Origin of the sequence: Corynebacterium sp. KPL4015 (assembly GCF_040225725.1) — a bacterium.
Taxonomy (GTDB): Bacteria; Actinomycetota; Actinomycetes; order Mycobacteriales; family Mycobacteriaceae; genus Corynebacterium; species Corynebacterium rhinophilum.
This window is the reverse complement of record NZ_JBEHGF010000009.1, coordinates 1-18,199: the sequence shown is the minus strand read 5'-3', so window position 1 is coordinate 18,199 and position 18,199 is coordinate 1. Positions and strand designations below refer to the sequence as shown.

18 protein-coding genes and 1 pseudogene are annotated in these 18,199 nt (G+C 56.9%); 15 read left to right on the top strand and 4 right to left on the bottom strand.

What is annotated here, in order from left to right; genetic code table 11:
* Positions 1–38: 38 nt before the first annotated feature.
* The 9 genes from ABRP64_RS04975 to ABRP64_RS04935 all read left to right on the top strand — a co-directional run bounded on the left by ABRP64_RS04975 (position 39) and on the right by ABRP64_RS04935 (position 9,368).
* Positions 39–776 carry a helix-turn-helix transcriptional regulator gene (locus ABRP64_RS04975; RefSeq protein WP_284769779.1) on the top strand — a complete coding sequence of 246 codons (738 nt, stop codon included), beginning with the start codon at positions 39–41 and terminating at the stop codon, positions 774–776.
* Entirely contained in the window at positions 773–2,212 is a 1,440-nt protein-coding gene (sufB, locus tag ABRP64_RS04970; protein WP_284769780.1) for a Fe-S cluster assembly protein SufB, read from the top strand. Before ABRP64_RS04975 ends, sufB begins: the two co-directional genes overlap by 4 nt.
* Positions 2,213–2,216: 4 nt before the next feature.
* Positions 2,217–3,371 (top strand): Fe-S cluster assembly protein SufD, encoded by a 1,155-nt coding sequence (gene sufD / locus ABRP64_RS04965; RefSeq protein WP_349865659.1) that lies wholly within the window; start codon positions 2,217–2,219, stop codon positions 3,369–3,371.
* A 28-nt stretch (positions 3,372–3,399) separates the two neighbouring features.
* Positions 3,400–4,158 (top strand): Fe-S cluster assembly ATPase SufC, encoded by a 759-nt coding sequence (gene sufC, locus ABRP64_RS04960; RefSeq protein WP_349865657.1) that lies wholly within the window; start codon positions 3,400–3,402, stop codon positions 4,156–4,158.
* Positions 4,159–4,204: 46 nt separating this feature from the next.
* Complete coding sequence (locus ABRP64_RS04955) at positions 4,205–5,449, top strand: cysteine desulfurase (protein WP_023022417.1); 1,245 nt, start codon at positions 4,205–4,207, stop codon at positions 5,447–5,449.
* Positions 5,449–5,901: a Fe-S cluster assembly sulfur transfer protein SufU gene (sufU, locus tag ABRP64_RS04950; protein WP_005279143.1), complete on the top strand. Its 453-nt coding sequence runs from the start codon at positions 5,449–5,451 to the stop codon at positions 5,899–5,901. Before ABRP64_RS04955 ends, sufU begins: the two co-directional genes overlap by 1 nt.
* Positions 5,902–6,309: a metal-sulfur cluster assembly factor gene (locus tag ABRP64_RS04945; protein ID WP_005279145.1), complete on the top strand. Its 408-nt coding sequence runs from the start codon at positions 5,902–5,904 to the stop codon at positions 6,307–6,309.
* Between the two features lie 93 nt (positions 6,310–6,402).
* Positions 6,403–8,034, top strand: a complete 1,632-nt coding sequence (locus ABRP64_RS04940; RefSeq protein WP_284769782.1) for an ABC-F family ATP-binding cassette domain-containing protein — start codon at positions 6,403–6,405, stop codon at positions 8,032–8,034.
* Positions 8,035–8,039: 5 nt separating this feature from the next.
* The gene (locus ABRP64_RS04935) at positions 8,040–9,368 is read left to right on the top strand and encodes a DUF2254 domain-containing protein (RefSeq protein WP_349865655.1); all 1,329 of its coding nucleotides are present in this window, start codon (positions 8,040–8,042) and stop codon (positions 9,366–9,368) included.
* Positions 9,369–9,427: 59 nt separating this feature from the next.
* On the opposite strand, the gene ABRP64_RS04930 is transcribed toward ABRP64_RS04935, so the two are convergent.
* On the bottom strand, positions 9,428–10,792 hold the full coding sequence (locus tag ABRP64_RS04930) for a PFL family protein (RefSeq protein ID WP_284769784.1): 1,365 nt from the start codon (positions 10,790–10,792) through the stop codon (positions 9,428–9,430).
* A 1-nt stretch (position 10,793) separates the two neighbouring features.
* On the bottom strand, positions 10,794–11,063 hold the full coding sequence (locus tag ABRP64_RS04925) for an ACT domain-containing protein (RefSeq protein ID WP_034654051.1): 270 nt from the start codon (positions 11,061–11,063) through the stop codon (positions 10,794–10,796).
* 116 nt (positions 11,064–11,179) lie between these two features.
* Between ABRP64_RS04925 and ABRP64_RS04920 the strand changes: the two genes are divergently transcribed.
* From ABRP64_RS04920 to ABRP64_RS04900, 5 genes are all read left to right on the top strand, one after another.
* The gene (locus ABRP64_RS04920; protein ID WP_284784102.1) at positions 11,180–11,848 is read left to right on the top strand and encodes an NAD(P)H-binding protein; all 669 of its coding nucleotides are present in this window, start codon (positions 11,180–11,182) and stop codon (positions 11,846–11,848) included.
* An 18-nt stretch (positions 11,849–11,866) separates the two neighbouring features.
* Complete coding sequence (locus ABRP64_RS04915) at positions 11,867–12,844, top strand: nucleoside hydrolase (protein WP_284849915.1); 978 nt, start codon at positions 11,867–11,869, stop codon at positions 12,842–12,844.
* A gap of 122 nt (positions 12,845–12,966) precedes the next feature.
* Positions 12,967–13,713 (top strand): ECF transporter S component, encoded by a 747-nt coding sequence (locus ABRP64_RS04910; protein WP_005283022.1) that lies wholly within the window; start codon positions 12,967–12,969, stop codon positions 13,711–13,713.
* Positions 13,713–14,405, top strand: a complete 693-nt coding sequence (locus ABRP64_RS04905) for an energy-coupling factor transporter transmembrane component T family protein (RefSeq protein ID WP_284784095.1) — start codon at positions 13,713–13,715, stop codon at positions 14,403–14,405. Before ABRP64_RS04910 ends, ABRP64_RS04905 begins: the two co-directional genes overlap by 1 nt.
* Positions 14,396–15,550: an ATP-binding cassette domain-containing protein gene (locus tag ABRP64_RS04900; RefSeq protein ID WP_284796113.1), complete on the top strand. Its 1,155-nt coding sequence runs from the start codon at positions 14,396–14,398 to the stop codon at positions 15,548–15,550. Before ABRP64_RS04905 ends, ABRP64_RS04900 begins: the two co-directional genes overlap by 10 nt.
* A 208-nt stretch (positions 15,551–15,758) precedes the next feature.
* On the opposite strand, the pseudogene ABRP64_RS04895 reads toward ABRP64_RS04900, so the two are convergent.
* Together ABRP64_RS04895 and ABRP64_RS04890 are read right to left on the bottom strand one after the other, a co-directional pair.
* A pseudogene (locus tag ABRP64_RS04895) lies at positions 15,759–15,908 on the bottom strand (IS110 family transposase); the annotation flags it as partial.
* A gap of 680 nt (positions 15,909–16,588) precedes the next feature.
* Entirely contained in the window at positions 16,589–17,101 is a 513-nt protein-coding gene (locus ABRP64_RS04890) for a hypothetical protein (protein WP_284849914.1), read from the bottom strand.
* A gap of 172 nt (positions 17,102–17,273) precedes the next feature.
* On the opposite strand from ABRP64_RS04890, the gene ABRP64_RS04885 reads away from it, so the two are divergent.
* Positions 17,274–17,450, top strand: coding sequence for a transposase (locus tag ABRP64_RS04885; RefSeq protein ID WP_349838703.1), 177 nt, complete (start codon positions 17,274–17,276; stop codon positions 17,448–17,450).
* Positions 17,451–18,199: the final 749 nt, after the last annotated feature.

Here is an 18,199-nt window from a genome sequence, read left to right as displayed (position 1 = left end):
CTGCAGGTAGCTGACCTAAGGAAGGGAGGTTTTAGGGTATGGGCAACACGCAGCGCGCGGCAGCCGCGCATATGGCGGTGAAGGAATCACGATCCACGGATGGTGATACCCGCCGCCAGGTACTGCTGCTTTTGCTTAAAGATGGCCCTGTAACCGCCTCTTACCTGGGTGAGCGCCTTGGTCTTTCGACCGCCGGGATCCGCCGGCATTTAGACATTCTGGTGGAAGAAGAACTAACGGAAGTTGTCGAGCGCCGTCCAGTTTCTCGTTCGCGGATGCACTCCGGAACGGGGCGTGGGCGACCGGCAAAGCACTTCCGCCTGACGGATCGTGGGCGTGCGCAATTTGGCCACGCCTATGATGAATTAGCTTCTGAAGCGTTGACCGCGCTGCGCTCTGCGGGCGGTTCAGAGGCTGTAAAGAACTTCGCTAAGGCGCGGTTTGAGCGCATTATCGCTGATGTGCGTCCCTTCGTGGACGCGGAAGAATCGGTCGAGGAAGTGGCGCGCAAACTGGCTGAAACCCTGGATAAGCACGGGTATGCCGCCACCGTGGACCGTGCTGGACAGGGAGTGCAAATCTGTCAGCACCATTGCCCGGTTGCCCATGTGGCGGCCGAGCATCCGGAACTGTGCGAGGCAGAGCAGGAAGTCTTTTCCGCCCTCTTAGGCAAACACGTACAACCTTTGGCTTCTATCGCAGATGGCCACGGAATTTGTACCACGAATATCCCCTTGACACCTGTCAAAACTAATACTGAAAGGAGCGAGTCATGACCCAGGCACAATCGGCACCTGACAATAAGATGACCGATGATGAGATCATCGATTCTATTGGTGCGTATGAGTACGGCTGGCACGACTCGGACTCGGCCGGCGCTTCTGCCGCCCGTGGCCTGAACGAGGACGTTGTCCGCGATATTTCCGCAAAGAAGGGCGAGCCCGAGTGGATGCTGAACCAGCGTCTCAAGGCTCTGAATATCTTTGACAAGAAGCCTATTCCCTCTTGGGGTGCGGATCTCTCCGGCATCGACTTTGACCAGATCAAGTACTACGTCAAGTCCACCGAAGAGCAGGCACAGACCTGGGACGACCTCCCGGATGATATTAAGGCCACCTACGACAAGCTGGGCATTCCAGAGGCGGAAAAGCAGCGCTTAGTTGCCGGTGTGGCCGCGCAGTACGAGTCTGAGGTTGTCTACCACCAGATTCGCGAGGACCTGGAAAGCCAGGGCGTTATCTTCGTTGATACCGATACTGCGCTGCGCGATTACCCGGAGCTTTTTGAAGAATACTTCGGCACCGTCATTCCTGCCGGTGACAATAAATTCTCCGCGTTGAACTCCGCAGTGTGGTCCGGCGGCTCCTTCATTTATGTCCCGAAGGGCGTGCACGTTGACATCCCGCTGCAGGCCTACTTCCGTATTAATACTGAGAACATGGGCCAGTTTGAGCGCACCCTCATCATCGTGGATGAGGATGCCTACGTTCACTACGTGGAAGGCTGCACCGCGCCTATCTACAAGTCAGACTCCCTGCACTCCGCGGTAGTTGAGATCATCGTGAAGAAGGGCGGCCGCTGCCGCTATACAACGATCCAGAACTGGTCCAGCAACGTCTACAACTTGGTGACCAAGCGCACCAAGGTGGAAGAGGGCGGCACCATGGAATGGGTCGATGGCAACATCGGCTCCAAGGTCACCATGAAGTACCCGGCCGTGTGGATGACCGGTCCGCACGCTAAGGGTGAGGTGCTCTCCGTTGCCTTCGCCGGCGAGGGACAGTTCCAGGACACCGGTGCGAAGATGACGCACATGGCTCCCTACACCTCCTCCAATATCGTCTCCAAGTCCGTTGCCCGCGCCGGTGGCCGCGCTGCTTACCGCGGACTGGTGCAGGTCAATCAGAATGCGCACCACTCCACGTCCAACGTGGAATGCGATGCCTTGCTCGTGGACAATATCTCGCGTTCGGACACATACCCGTACAACGATATCCGCAACGAGTACGTCACTCTGGGCCACGAGGCAACCGTTTCGCAGGTTTCTGAAGAGCAGCTGTTCTACCTCATGTCCCGCGGTATTGCGGAAGAAGAAGCAATGGCAATGATCGTGCGTGGCTTCGTTGAGCCGATTGCTAAGGAGCTGCCGATGGAGTACGCCCTCGAGCTCAACCGCCTCATCGAACTGCAAATGGAAGGATCGGTCGGCTAAAGAAATGGTCGCTTCGAACGAATTCAATCCGGATAAGATCACCAAGGGTGACGTCTTTACCTCTACCAACGTGGAGGATTTCCCGGTACCGCACGGCCGCGACGAGGTATGGCGTTTTGTTTCCCTCCGCAAGCTGCGGGGCCTGCACAACGGGGAATTTGCTCAAGCGGTTGCCCAGGACGTGAAAGTAAGCGAGCACCCTGGCGTTTCTGCGGAGACTGTAAGCCGCGACGATGAGCGTCTTGGCCGCGTGGGCAAGCCTTCTGACCGCGTGGCCGCTCAGGCATGGACCTCCATGCCGGAAGGTCAAGTGGTAACCGTTGAGCCTGAGGTGCAGGTGGAAGATCCCATCACCATTACCTATACGGGTAAGGGCGAGGACGTGACCTCCTTCGGTGCCACCTCCATTGAGGTAGGCCACCATGCAGAAGCCACCGTTGTGCTGAAGTACGTTGGCTCTGGCACCCATGCGGATAACGTGGAGTTCATCCTCGGCGATGGCGCGCACCTGACCGTCATCGTGGATGTCGACTGGGAAAACGACGCGGTGCACCTGTCCAACCAGGTAGCTCAGGTAGGACGCGATGCAGTGCTGCGCCATAACTCTGCCATCTTCGGCGGCGAGGTCGTGCGCATCGTCCCACGCGTGAACTTCACCGCTCCTGGCGGTGACGCCGAGTTGCTGGGCGTGTACTTCGCCGATTCTGGTCAGTACTTCGAAAACCGCATGCTCGTGGATCACTCGGTTCCGAATTGTCGCTCCAATGTCCTGTACAAGGGCGCATTGCAGGGTGAGAAGAAGAACGAGGCTCGTACCTGCTGGGTGGGAGACGTGCTTATCCGCTCCAACGCACAGGGCACCGATACCTATGAGACGAATAATAACCTTATTCTCACGGACGGTGCGCGCGCTGACGCCATCCCGAACTTGGAAATCGAAACCGGTGAGATCACCGGCGCCGGCCACGCCGCCACGGTTGGGCGCTTTGACGATATCGAGCTTTTCTACTTGATGTCCCGCGGCATTCCGGAGGCAGAGGCTCGTCGCCTCATCATTCGTGGCTTCTTCAATGAGGTCATCCACCGCATTCCGGTGCAATCCCTGTCCGAGGAACTGGAAAACCGCATTTCCGAAGAACTGGAAAAGATCTCCGCTTAACGCACTTACAGAAGGAAACCCACAAACTATGTCTACTCTGGAAATTAAGAATCTCCACGCCCAGGTTCTGCCGAATGAAGAAAACGGCGAGCCCAAGGAAATCCTCAAGGGCGTCAACCTCACCATCAACTCGGGCGAGATCCACGCCATCATGGGACCCAACGGCTCCGGCAAGTCCACCTTGTCCTACACCATCGCCGGTCACCCGAAGTACGAGGTCACCGAAGGCGAAGTGCTTCTTGATGGCGAAAACCTTCTTGACATGCCCGTCGAGGGGCGCGCTCGCGCCGGCCTGTTCCTAGCCATGCAGTACCCAACCGAGGTGCCTGGCGTGAAGGTATCGCAGTTCATGCGTTCCGCCGTGACCTCCATCCGCGGCGAGGCCCCCAAGCTGCGCGAGTGGAATAAGGAACTTACTGAGGCTCGCGAGAACCTGAAGATTGATAAGTCCTTCATCTCCCGCTCCGTCAACGAGGGCTTTTCTGGTGGCGAAAAGAAGCGCCACGAGGTCATGCAACTGGACATCCTAAAGCCCAAGTTCGCGGTCATGGATGAGACCGACTCCGGCTTGGACGTTGACGCGCTGCGCATTGTTTCTGATGGCATCAACCGCTACCAGGATGACACCAATGGCGGCATCTTGATGATCACCCACTACAAGCGCATCCTGAACTACGTCCAGCCCGATTTCGTGCACGTATTCGCTAACGGCCAGGTTGTTAAGACCGGCGGGGCCGAGTTGGCAGACCAGCTCGAGTCTGACGGCTACGACCAGTTCCTGCAGTAAAGACCAGCCCAGTGCTGGTTCATCCTCGATGAATCGAAGAAGTTTTATGTCTGGATTTGATGTAAACGCAATTAGGGAGCAGTTCCCAATCCTGCAGCGCACCGTGCGCGGCGATAAGCCGCTGGTGTACCTGGATTCGGGGGCTACCTCCCAGCGCCCGCTGCCGGTGTGGAAGGCAGAGGAGGAGTTCGTTCTCCATACCAACGCCCCGGTTCACCGCGGCTCGTACCAGCTGGCTGAGGAGGCGGATAACGCCTATGAGTCGGCCCGGCAGGCCATTGCTGCCTTTGTTGGCGCGGATCGCGATGAGATTGCCTTTGCGAAAAACGCTACCGAGGCGCTCAATGAGGTTGCCTATACGCTTTCCGATGAGCGCGCGGGCGAGCTCTACGTAGGAGAGGGCGATACCGTCGTCATCACGGAGCTCGAGCATCACGCTAACCTCGTGCCTTGGCAAGAGCTCTGTGAGCGCACCGGTGCCACCTTGAAGTGGTACTCGTTGACTGACGATGGCCGCATCGACCTGGATTCGCTCGAGCTCGACGAGTCCGTCAAGGTTGTTGCGTTTACTCATCAGTCCAATGTGACTGGCGCTGTATCCGATGTCGAGGAAATGGTGCGCCGCGCCCGCGCGGTTAACGCCATGGTGGTGCTCGATGCCTGCCAGTCCGTCCCGCACATGCCGGTAGATTTCCATGCCTTGGATGTGGATTTCGCCGCATTCTCAGGCCACAAGATGTGTGGCCCCAATGGTGTGGGCGTGCTCTACGGCAAGGACGAGTTGCTGCGCAAGCTTCCTCCATTCCTAACGGGTGGATCCATGATCGAGGTAGTGAAGATGGAAGGCACCACCTTTGCGGAACCGCCAACGCGGTTTGAAGCCGGAACGCAGATGACCAGCCAGGTCGTCGGCCTCGGTGCAGCGGTGAAGTTCCTCGAGGAAGTGGGGATGGATAATATCCATGCCCACGAGCAGAAGCTCACCGCCTATGCCTTGGAGCAGCTTCGTGAGATTCCTGGCCTGCGCATAATTGGCCCAGAAACGGCTGAAAACCGTGGCGCGGCCATCTCCTTTACCGTGGAAGGCGTTCACCCGCACGATTTGGGGCAGGTGCTCGATGACCAGGGCGTATCCATCCGCGTAGGTCACCACTGCGCATGGCCGCTGCACCGCGCCTGCGGTGCACAGTCCACCGCGCGCGCCAGCTTTTACCTATACAACACGGAAGCTGAAGTAGATAAGCTGGTAGAAGCCATTAAGGCTGCCCGCGATTTCTTTGGAGTTGCCTAATGAATCTTGATTCGATGTACCAAGACGTGATCTTGGATCACTATAAAAATCCGCAACACGCGGGGTTGCGCGAGCCGTTCCAGGCAGAGGTCCACCACGTGAACCCCTCATGCGGTGATGAGCTCACGTTGCGCGTCAACCTTTCCGCAGATGGCAAGACCGTTGAGGATGTGTCCTACGACGCCGAAGGCTGCTCCATCTCCCAAGCATCGACGTCCGTCATGGCGGAAGAGATCGTCGGCCTGCCCTTGGAGGAAGCCAATAAAAAGCTTGCCGAGTTTGAAAAGATGGTTACCTCGCGTGGCCAGGACGAAGGCGATGAGGACATCATCGGCGATGGTGTTGCCTTTGCAGGCGTTTCTCAATACCCGGCACGAGTTAAATGCGCGCTGCTAGGGTGGAAGGCTTTTCAGGCCGCCACCGCAGATGCGCTCAATGAAGTGGAGAAGTAAATGACCGATCCCGTAGATCCTTACCAGAACGAGAATTCATCCTTCAGCGCAGGCGGTGAGCGGCCGGAGCAGACGGAAGAACAGCTGTCGAAGGCCTTTGACATCACCGAGTTCATGCGCGACGTCATCGACCCCGAGCTCGGTATCAACGTTGTTGACTTGGGCTTGGTCTATGACCTGTGGCTGGAAGAAGAAGATGGCAAAGAGCTCGCCATGATTAACATGACGCTGACCTCGCCGGCCTGCCCTTTGACCGATGTCATTGCGGAGCAGGTTGAGGACATCGTTACCGGCAAGAAGCTTGCCGATGGCGTGCGTATCAACTGGGTGTGGATGCCGCCTTGGGGCCCACACATGATTTCCGAAGAAGGCCGCGAGCAGCTCCAAGCTCTGGGCTTCGCGGTTTAATCACCACGGAATAGCGGGAAAGCGGCGGTAGTATTACCGCCGCTTTTCTGCGTGAATTAGTGCCTTGAGCTTTGATTGCTAGACTGGCTTGTCGTGATTGTGACCAATGATTTTGAGGTACGCGTAGGCGCCCGCACGCTTCTCGATGCCCCCGGACAGCACCTCCGCGTCCAACCCGGCGATCGCATCGGGCTAGTGGGCCGCAATGGTGCGGGAAAGACCACGACCATGCGCATCTTGGCCGGTGAGACCGAGCCTTATGGAGGCACGGTTTCTCGCTCGGGTCCGATTGGCTACCTTCCGCAGGATTCGCGTGAAGGCAATATCGAGCAAACCGCGCGCGAGCGCGTGCTTTCTGCCCGCGGGCTGGATGATATCAAGCGGCGGATGGCCAAGCAGCAAGAGCTGATGGAAACGGCAACGGACGAGAAATTCCGCGACAAAGCTATCCGTAAATACTCCCGCCTGGAAGAACAATTCGATTCCTTGGGCGGCTACGAGGCCGACTCCGAGTGCGCTCAAATCTGCGATAACTTAGGCCTTCCGCAACGCGTTTTAGACCAAAAGCTTAAGACCTTATCCGGTGGCCAGCGGCGCCGCGTAGAGCTGGCGCAGATCCTCTTTGCAGCCAGCGAGGGATCAGGCAAATCCCAGACCACGTTGCTCCTGGATGAGCCCACTAACCACCTGGATGCGGACTCCATCGTCTGGCTCCGCCAGTTCCTGTCCAAGCACGAGGGCGGTCTGGTCATGATTTCCCACGACGTCGAGTTGCTTGAGGCGGTCTGTAATAAGGTCTGGTTCCTCGATGCGGTGCGCGGCGAGGCGGATGTCTATAACATGGGGTATAAGAAGTACCTCGATGCCCGCGCCACTGATGAGGCGCGCCGGCGCCGCGAGCGCGCGAATGCGGAAAAGAAGGCCTCCGCGTTGCAAAAGCAGGCCGCCAAATTGGGTGCCAAGGCCACCAAGGCCGCAGCGGCTAAGCAGATGCTGAACCGAGCCGAACGCATGATGAATGACCTCGATGAGGTGCGCGTTGCGGATAAGGTAGCCAATATTAAATTCCCCGAGCCGGCCGCGTGTGGCAAAACGCCTATGAACGCTAAGGGCTTGACCAAGATGTATGGCTCGCTGGAGGTATTCGCGGGAGTGGACCTGGCCATCGATAAGGGCTCCAGGGTCGTTGTCCTCGGATATAACGGTGCCGGTAAGACCACCTTGCTGAAGCTTTTGGCGGGGGAGGAGCGCACCGACGGCGAAGGCGGAATCGTCAGTGGCCACGGTTTGCGCATTGGCTACTTTGCCCAGGAGCACGACAATATCCACCCGGATAAAAGCGTGTGGGAAAACACCATCGAGGCCTGCCCCGATGCGGACCAGCAAGAGCTGCGCGGACTGCTGGGCGCGTTTATGTTTTCCGGCGATAAACTGCAGCAGCCGGCTGGAACGCTGTCCGGCGGTGAGAAAACCCGCCTGTCGCTGGCCACTTTGGTCTCCAGCCGCGCAAACGTGCTGCTCCTCGATGAGCCGACCAACAACCTCGACCCCATCTCCCGCGAGCAGGTGCTCGATGCGCTCAATACGTACACGGGCGCGGTGGTCTTGGTAACCCACGATCCGGGTGCGGTCAAGGCACTCGACCCCGAGCGCGTGATCATCATGCCGGACGGCGATGAAGATCTGTGGTCCGATGAGTACATGGAAATCGTCGAGCTGGCTTAAGCCTTATGAAGACGCTGATCGAGAGGATGCCCGCCTGGCGGGATAAGTTTTGGGTCATTCCCGCCGTAGCGGTAGCGGTAGCCGTCGTGGCGGCCGAAGGCATGTTGGCGATCGACCGCAACTTCGATCTGGCGCTCTCTCGACTTTATGACGGCAGCGCGGAAAGTGCCCAGGGCCTGCTCACTGCCGTTGCCACCGCCACGCTGTCTCTGGCCGGCACCCTGTTCTTTATCACCCTGACCGCGCTTTCCGGCGTGGTGACGGTGATGGGCCCGCGCCTGTTGCACGAGTTTTTAAAGGACCGTTCCATCCAGTCCACGCTGGGGATCTACCTGGCGACCTTTACCTATTCGCTGCTGTCTCTACGTGCCGTGCGCGCCGGCGGCGAGGGCAAGCAAGAACACGTTCCCTCGCTCAATGTGGCAGTCGACATTGCCTTGGCGCTTATATGCGTGGTCTTTTTGATTTACTTCATCGTCCACATCGCGCAGTCCATCAGCATGTCTCACGTGGTGCACGTGGTGGCACAAGATGTGGAAGAGCATATGCGGCGCCTCATTGAGCGTGGTGAGGAAGAGAAGGTATCCAAGGCCCCGAGGTCGGATTTCTACGAATCCGCCGACGCAACCCGCAGCTCCCAAACGGGCTACCTGAAATTCGTGGACTACAAGTCCATTGCCCAAGCCGCGGCCGAAGAAGATTGTGCTGTTCATCTGGGCGTCGCCCCCGGCGATCTCGTGTTAGAAGGCGAGGTCATTGCCCACGGCGTGCCGCACATGCCGGAAAACATTGAAAAGCACATCGTGGTCACGCAGCATCGCGAGGACGCCTCCGCGCACGACCCGCGGTTTACGGCCCGGCACCTTGCGGAAATCGCCGCCCGTGCTTTAAGTACCGGCGTCAATGACCCTTATACGGTCATCGATATCATTGATCGCTTCACGCAAATTTTGGTGGTCATAGGGGACAAGCGCCTGCCACAAGGCATTATGCATATCGATGGCGAGTTCCGCCTGGACTATCAAACCTTTAGCTATGAACAGATCATTGAGGCGATGTTCACCCAAATCCGCCGCGATGCAGCCGATAACGCCGAAATCTATCTCAGCCTGCTCAATAACCTGGCCAAGGTAGTGGCACTGCTGCGCACCGTGGAGCGCCGCGACGTCCTAGATGAGGCGGCGGAGGCTATCTACTCCGATGCGGGCCGCCAGGTCGGCGGTGAGGTGGAGCTGCGCCAGCTAGAGGATTCTTTTCAGCACTTCAAAGCAAACCTCGCCCGGTGGGAAGAATCCGAAAAGCCGGGCGAGGAGAATGAAGACTCCGAGTCCTAAGGGGAGCTTTGCGCGCTTGTCCTAGGCGCGTGTCCCCCTAGGTGTGGAGTACCCCACACCTAGTTGCGGAAACCGTGCACCGGTGCGGGGATAAAGCCACCGCGGTTAATGAACTGCGAGTTGCCCACCGTATTAACCGGGATGATAGGGGCATAGCCCAAAAGACCACCGAAGCTGACCTCGTCGCCCACCTTGGCGCCAGGTACCGGAATGACGCGCACGGCTGTGGTCTTATGATTCATCACGCCGATTGCGGCTTCATCCGCAATCATGCCGGAAATCGTGGCCGCGGAGGTATCACCAGGCAGTGCAATCATGTCAAAGCCGACCGAGCAGATCGCGGTCATGGCCTCCAACTTGTCCATGGAAATGGAGCCGGACTTCACGGCATCGATCATGCCCCTGTCCTCAGAGACGGGAATGAAGGAACCGGACAAGCCACCCACGCGCGAGCATGCCATCATGCCGCCCTTCTTCACGGCATCGTTAAGCAGCGCCAATGCCGCCGTCGTGCCGTGCGTGCCCACCTGATCGAGGCCCATGTGCTCGAGGATGTGTGCCACGGAATCGCCGAGTTCTGCCGTGGGGGCCAAGGAAAGGTCAATGATGCCGAAGGGCACGCCGAGGCGCTCGGAGGCCATATTGCCCACGAGCTGCCCGGCGCGGGTGATCTTGAAGGCGGCCTTTTTCACTTCCTCTGCAACCTGATCCAGGGTTGCGCCCTCCAAAGAGCCGAGGGCGCGGTCCACCACGCCAGGGCCCGAGACACCGACGGAAACGACGCAGTCCGGCTCCTCGATGCCGTGGAAAGCACCGGCCATAAACGGATTATCGCCCACGGAATTGGCAAAGACGACGAGCTTGGCGCAGGCGATTGCGGAATTATCCTTGGTAAGCTCCGCGGCTTCCTTAATGACCTCGCCCATCTGCTTCGTTGCATCCATATTGATGCCGGCGCGAGAGCTGGCGATATTGACCGAGGAACACACCACGTCCGTTTCAGCCAGAGCTTCTGGGATCGAGGCGATGAGTTTTTGTTCTGCGCTCGTCGCGCCCTTTTCCACCAGTGCGGAGTAGCCGCCGACGAAGTTAACGCCTACTTCCTTGGCGGCCTTGTCCAGCGCCCGTGCGGCATCGACCGGGTTGCCATCCAAGCCTGCGACAACGAGGGAGATTGGGGTGACGGAGATGCGCTTGTTGACGATCGGGATGCCGAGTTCACCTTCGATGCCCTCGCATACCTCAACCAAGCGGCCGGCTTGCTGCGTTACGCGGTCGTAGATGGCCTGGCAGGTTGCCTCCATGGTCGAGCGCGTGCATCCCAGCAGGGAAATGCCCATCGTCACGGTGCGGATATCGAGACGATAATTTTCGATCATCTCGATGGTGTCCAAGATATTGGTGGTATTAAAACGCGTGCTCATGTTAAATCTCGTTCATGGCGGTAAAGAGGTCTTCGGACTGAATGCGGATGGATTGCTGCTTTTCCTCCGCCACCGGGCGCATCCGCTCCTTGATGGTCTGGATGGATACGGCATCCGCATCGAATTCAACGCGGAGGATCATGGTGAAGTAGTCACCCATAATGGTCTGCGAGACATCAATGACGTTAATGTCTAGATCAGCAAGGGTCGTGGTCACTGCGGCAATGATTCCGGTGCTATCGGCACCGGTGACGGTCATAATGGCATACATAACCGATATTCTATCTGGTTCGGTGGGTAAGGCTCACACCACGGGCGCGGCATGTAGTTAGTTCGCCGCGAAAGAGCCGCTGCAGCATAAAAAATGCGCTGTTACCATGGGGCGCTATGACTGATACTAAGAAAAAGGTTTTGTACATCGGTGGACACGGCAAGGTTGGCCTGCTGGCGGCTCCAAAATTAGCGGAAGCTGGCCACGAGGTTCACTCGCTTATCCGTAACCCAGACCAAAAGGCCGATATCGAGCAGGCCAACGCTACGCCGGTTATTGCAGATATTACCGAGCAGTCCGTTGACCAATGGGCCGAGCTATTCGCAGATTATGACGCAGTTGTATGGGGTGCCGGAAACGGCGGCCGTGGCGGCGCAGAGCTGACGTGGGCGGTTGACCGCGACGGCGCCCTGGCGGCCATCGAGGCTCTGGAAAAGCTGGGCAAGGATGTCCCGCAATTCGTCATGATTTCTTATGTCGGCTCTCAGGTTGCGACGACCGATCCAGCCGATGAAAAGTGGTATGCCTACGTGGAATCCAAGAAGGAAGTAGACAACCGCTTGGCAGACAGCTCCATCCCACACATCATCCTGAAGCCCGCTGGCCTGACGGAAGAGCCCGCGCAGGGACTGGAGTTCGCCGAGGACAAGATGCTGCAAGAAGGTCAGACCTCGTCTCGTGACCTAGTGGCAGACGTCATCGTAGAGGTACTGGGCCGCGAAGAGCTTCCAACGTCCCCAGTCGTATTCGTTGACGGCGACAAGCCAGTAAGCTCCATTAAGTAATAGTCAGCCAAACTATCTATGAGTGTTTCGCGCCCAGCTGTATTGCTCGACTGCGATCCAGGGATTGATGACTGCCTCGCCCTAATGTACTTAGCGGGGCTGCATCACGCAGGCGAGATTGAATTAGTGGGCGTGAGCACGACTGCTGGAAACGCCGAGGTCCAGCAGACTGCCACCAATGCACGGTGGATTTTGGACCTCTGTGGATTGCCGGAGGTCCCCGTCGCGCCTGGGCGGCCGACTCCGCTCGAAGTTGAGCTGGCCACAACCCCGGAAACACACGGGGAGACCGGCTTGGGCTATCTTGCTGCACCCGACCACGATTTCGGCGATATTCACTGGCAGGAGTTGTGGTCGACCGCGATTGCCCACAATCCAGGTCTGCACCTCATTATCACCGGGCCGGTAACTAATTTGGCAGACTTCGAGCGGGAGCATGGCGATGCCGTTGCGCGGTGCGGCTCGATTACCATCATGGGCGGTGCCGTTAATTACCGCGGCAATACGACGCCGACTGCGGAGTGGAATTTCTGGGTGGATCCGCACGCTGCAGCTCACCATTTCGCAGCTTCAGCGGCACTACCCAGCACTCTCTGCTCGCTCGAAGTTACCGAGCAATTTCTCATCACCCCAGAGCGCTTGGCAGAAATTCAGGGGATTCTTGGTACACACCCGATGGCAGTAACATTGCCGGAGATACTGCGGTTCTACTTCGAATTCCATCAAGCGCAAAAAGAAGGCTACCAAGCCCAGATTCATGATCTTCTGACCTGCATAATTGCCCTAAAGAAGATACCGTTTGAGGCGGTAGAAACGACCATTGATGTGGAAGCGGACTCTGCGCTGATGCGCGGTACCAGCGTCGCAGACCTCCGCAATCACTGGGATCGGCCGACTAATGCCTCGCTGGTGACCAGCGCAGACATTCCAGCCGCCCACGGCGAATTCGACAGGGTGCTGCGAACTTTGGGCGCGCGTGTTGCTCCCGGCGAATAAATCTTTTACCCTAATCCGCAGCGCATACGCCACATTTTCCTACGCTGAGGTGACATAGGCTGGGACCAAAAAAGCAGTGTGCCCCATTCTCCTTTACACATTGATGGATTAGGAATACCTCTATGCCTCAGCTTTCTCTTACCCCTGCCCGCCGGGGGATGGTCATCGCGGGCGCCGCGCTAGTCGTCGCCACATGGATCTACTTGGTGCTTTTCCGCCCGACCGATTGGGAGTCCGTAGCGGGCTCCGCCGAAGCCTTGATCACTTTGGCCGGCTACCTCATCGGTGCGGCTCTGTTGCTTGCCGGCACCGTGCCGTCCCTGCCAGCTCGTACCATCGCCATTATTCCCATCGCGTTGGTTCTTAATATCGTGGTGGGCCAAATCATCGGTTCGAGCGGCATTCCGCTGTATATCGACTCCGTGGGAACCATCTTGGTAGCTGCCCTCGCAGGCCCCATCGCCGGGCTCGCTACCGGTACGCTGTCATCAGTGGTCTGGGGCCTGCTTAACCCGATGGCGCTCCCCTTCGCCGCCGTTTCCGCGGCTACCGGCTTCCTTTCTGGCTGGGCCATTCAAAAGGGTGCGTTCACCAAGATCTGGAAGGTCATCGTCAGTGGTGCCATTATCGGCATCATCTGCGGTATGCTCGCCGCTCCTGTTGCCGCCTTCGTCTACGGTGGTACGGCTGGTGTCGGTACCGGCGCGCTCACGTCCCTCTTCCGCGAACTGGGCAACTCCTTGATTGCATCCGTGACGATGCAGTCCCTCATCTCTGACCCACTGGATAAGGCCGTCGTCTTCCTTATCGTGTGGGCTGCCGTGAAATCCTTGCCCAAGCGCACCCGGGAATCCTTGCAGCCTCGCTAATGTATCGCCTTCACCCGTCGACGGTCCTCACCATTGCTGCGTGCGGTTGGCTACTCATCCTCGCTCTCAATAGCCCACTAACATCTGCACTGGTCGCAGGCGCAATGCTTGCCTATGGCGTGTGGGCCACGAGGTCCATCGCGATCGTCTTGGCCTCTGGGGCGCTCTGTGTTCCGGTGGCCTTATCGATGCTGGTGATCCACGCCCCTTATGGCGATAACCAACTGATTCCGCTGGTCACAACCGATGGCCTGCTTGTTGCCGCCACGCTAGCCCTGCGCTTTTTCGCGTTAATGGTGTGCTTCATCGTGGCGATGTCCGTGCTGCGAATTTCCGATATTGCGAAATGGCTCCAGGTCTCGCGCGCAGGACACAAAATTGCCTATATCGTTGGTGCTTCACTGCAGTCTTTACCGCAAGGTGCGCAAGCCTGGCGGACCGTCCGCGACGCCAACCAGCTGGCGGGAATCAAAGTGACGTGGCGCAATACTATTTCCCGGGTGGTCATCCCAGTGATTTCGCGCCTTTTGATCCAAGGCACCGAGCGTGGCCACGCCCTTGCCGCCGTGGGCTTTGATGAAGAGGGGACCAGGACCCTTTTGCGGCCGGTACCGGATTCAATCCTGTCCCGCGTGCTGCGCTACATCGTTCCCCTTGGAACCATAGGAGTCATGGTCTTTGTATGGATATAGACGATATTCAGCCAAGTAAGGGAAGCATCGTCCAAGTACTTGTGCCTTCGGATGCCATCGCCGAAAACGTGGCGCAAGAGCTGGGCGAAAAATTCTCTACGTCTGCCATCATCGGTACTGACTCTTCCGCGCAGATGAGCTACCTGCGCGATACCTGCATCGAAGAAGTGGTCCTAGGATTAGAAAACCAGGGTGAGGACCCAGCCCGCATGCAGGTGCGGGGAGAGGAAATGCTCGCGGCGGTGGGGCTCAGCGGTTACGCGGAGAAGAACCCCACCCAGCTTTCGGGCGGTCAGACGCGGAGGCTCGCCGCTGCATGCGTAGCGAGCCGCGAGCCCGAGGTACTCATTATTTGTGAGCCGAGCGCGGGTCTTGACCCCACATCGTTGGCGATGATGGTGAAGCTATTGCATTCGCTGCGCAATACCTGCGTTCTTGCCGTGTCATCCATGCATTGGCCCGAATTGGGTGGGGAAGTCGTAGGGGAGATCCCACAACCAGCCCCAGTAAGCGTAGACGTGATTTCTTCTTATGGATCCCGGGGATCTCTTGGTCCGCTTACTGCGCGCCGCGGGCAAGAAAAGAAGCGGTGGTGGCAATCGGCGAAGCCTTCCGGCAATACCTTTAGCGTCGGACCGGTAACCATACCCATTCGCGGAGGGGGCGTGACTTGGTTGCGCGGGGCAAACGGTACTGGAAAAACGTCTCTCCTGCGCGCCGCCGCCGGCCTTGATGGGGCACAGCGCCCAGCTGAGCCCCGGGGATTGGTCCTCCAATCTCCTTATGACCAGGTAATATATTCCACCTTGGGTGACTTTGTTTCCGATAGCGCGTTACGGGAGCTACTAGAGCTTGATGCGGCTGAGCACCCATTAGATCTATCCGCCTCCCGGCTCAGGCTGGCCCAAACGGCACATGTGGTGGGGATGGGCCACGGAATCTTGCTCATGGATGAGCCCGATAGCCTGCTTTCGCTAACGGACCGAGCACTGATGCATCAACTAATTCACGGCGCGCTGGAATCAGGAGCGGCAATAGTGCTTACATGCCACGATCCAGGCTTCGTCGAAGAGATCGCGCAGTATGTCAGTATTCAGGAAGTGGAGCTTTCCAATACCGGCGGCTTGGCAGAGGGCGCCGACTAACCCAGTCTGCGTTCAGCTGGCGCCTTCGCCTCCCAGAGAGAAAAGCGGAGTGACGAAGGCGGGGGTGTTCCTATATAGTTTGTCAATCTCGCGGGTGAGGTTGATTGGTGCGGATCCTCAACTCGGGATTTTTAGGTGTGTTGTTTTGCGCGCGACTGGTAGCCGACTGGGATTTTTCCGAGTCGGCTTGTTTCGCTGTTAGGGGATAGGCTGCTGCGGCTTCCTTTGCTGGAGCGGGGTCGCGGTAATACTCGTGGTTACGCATCATGGCGTAGAGGACGTTGATTCGTCTGCGGGCGAGTGCTACGACCGCGGCGTTGTGACGCTTGCCTTCCTTGCGCTTTCGTTCATAGAATTGCGGTCCTTACCCCCGACGTGTCCACTTTCCAGGGGTCAGGCCCTATAGACCACCTGGGAGAATAGATACACCCGCAGTTAAAACCCTGTGGATAATCAACTGGTGTGTGATAAATATGCGCAGAGTGCTTCCGGATAAAAAGAAAGCGCCCGCAGGGCGCTGCTTCTCTGTGATTGGGTTAGTCGGGCTCGGGGTGAGGTGGTTTCTGCTGAACTGATGGGGCGGTTCTGGTGACGGTCACTCCGCCTGTGTCGGCTGTAATGCCGGCGTTGGGCCACGCGGTAATGGTCTCAAAAACGGCTTTCTTTACTTCATTACAGAAGCTTCTTCGTGCGTACCAGAGAGCCTCCTGCCGCCGCAACAGCTAGCGTAGCTATTAGCGCGGGAAAATACACATCCTGTGTGAGTAAAAAATCATGTACAAAGATTGCGATACTAAAACAGAGTCCAATCCACATTGTGAATAAACCAAACCGGCGTATTCCCCGTTGCTGAGCTTTTCGATCTAATCTTTGTCTCTCTGGAAGGAGACCAAGCAGCAAGGCACCAATGACTGCGAATCCAATACTCAAAGGTAGTTGGTGGAAAAACGCGAAAACACATGTTAGTGCTGACACTATTATGCCGAGTTCTATTCGAGTGACGTGCATGATCTCTTTTCCAAAATTAAGCACTTGATTTTAGCACTGGCTGCTCACAAGAGCGAAGAAAGCATCGACTCCATAAGCCCAAATAGCGGCGGCTAGTGCTGCCCCTGCAGGCCCCTCGGCTGCGATTATTCCCGCTGCTGCTGTCCAACCGACATGATGAATTACTCCTACTGCCCAAAGTAGCATCGCACAAGGCACCGAGGACCAATTAAAATATGGAGTAACAACCGGTTTTCCTTGTACTGAATTTCCTCGCATATTTGGAATCTTAAATGTTTGTTCATCGTTGTTTTCATCGATTACGGTCGCTGTGCTTGTAGCTTTATCAACCGTGACCTGATATTGATGATCTGGGGTCGATACTTGGAATTGACTTCCGGAAAGCCTTTGAATCTTAGTACCTTCGGAAAATAAAGTATCTTCAGAATTTTTGGGCACAGATTGATGCTTTGACTGAGCTGTCATAGGAGCCGGTGCCGCGTGAGCCTCTACGCCAGTAAAACTAAGGAGTGTGGCAACCAAAAACGCCACGGGTTTTCTCATTGTTTTCCTTTCTAAAGATGGCGTCCACAAACAATTTTAATGTTAGATCTAGTTAGGCAAAATAAGAAGAGAGCAAACTTATAATGTGATAATAAACTAAATTCAGAATTTTGAGGTTACCACTCGTTTAGTGGACACCCGATTAGTGCGGATTTTGTGTCCGTAAGAGAGGATGTTCATTGTCAGTCAACAACGCCAGAAATACACGCCGGAGTACCGGCGTGAAGCCGCAAACCTAGTAATCGAGTCAGAACGCCCAATTGCTCATGTAGCGAAAGAAATTGGTGTCGCACCTGGCCTTTTAGTCCGGTGGGTAAAAAATGAGCGTCAACGCCTAAGGATCCTCTGATGGGCTAAGCGAGGCGGCTCTTCGTGCTGAGAATGCTCGTCTGCGTCGTGAGCTGGCAGAAGCCAAGATGGATAACGAGTTTTTGCCTTAAAGCGACAGCCTTCTTCGCTTTAAGGCAACGCGAACAGAAAAGTTCGAATTAATGCAGCCAGAGCAAGGCTAACTACAGCATCAAGCGCATGGCACGCCTTTTGAAGGTGTCTCGGTCTGGATACTACACATGGGCCCATATGCAGCAGCAACGCCTATCCGGTAAAGATGATCGGACATCTTTTTACGATGATGTTGATCGCAAGATTCACCAGATCTGGAAAGACTCCGACGAGTGTCAGATGCGAGTTTTTGGTACCGGTGTTCTGGGGACTCGGTACTGCCGTGTTCTGGGTAGTTGGTACCGGGGCGGGACGACGGAGTCGGCTCGGCTGATTGCTTTATTCGTCCGGTTCCATTGGGGAGGTGGCTTTGCGCATGTCAAAGTCTCCTATGCGGATTCGGAGGCCGCTATTAAGGCAGTTTACGAGTGAGGGTCTGACCCCGGAAAGTGGACACGTCGGGGGTTAGACCCCACCCCAATGTATGTGTGATCTGCGTATAGCTAGCACCGCCAAGGCACATCGCAAGGATCTGTTTGAAGTTAGCCACAACAATGAGCTTCTTCCAAGTAGAAGCTGCTGCGACACCAACGAATCGTGGTGTCGCCAACATCAACTATGAAAGAAAAACCCTTGCAGTACCAGGTAAGCGTAACC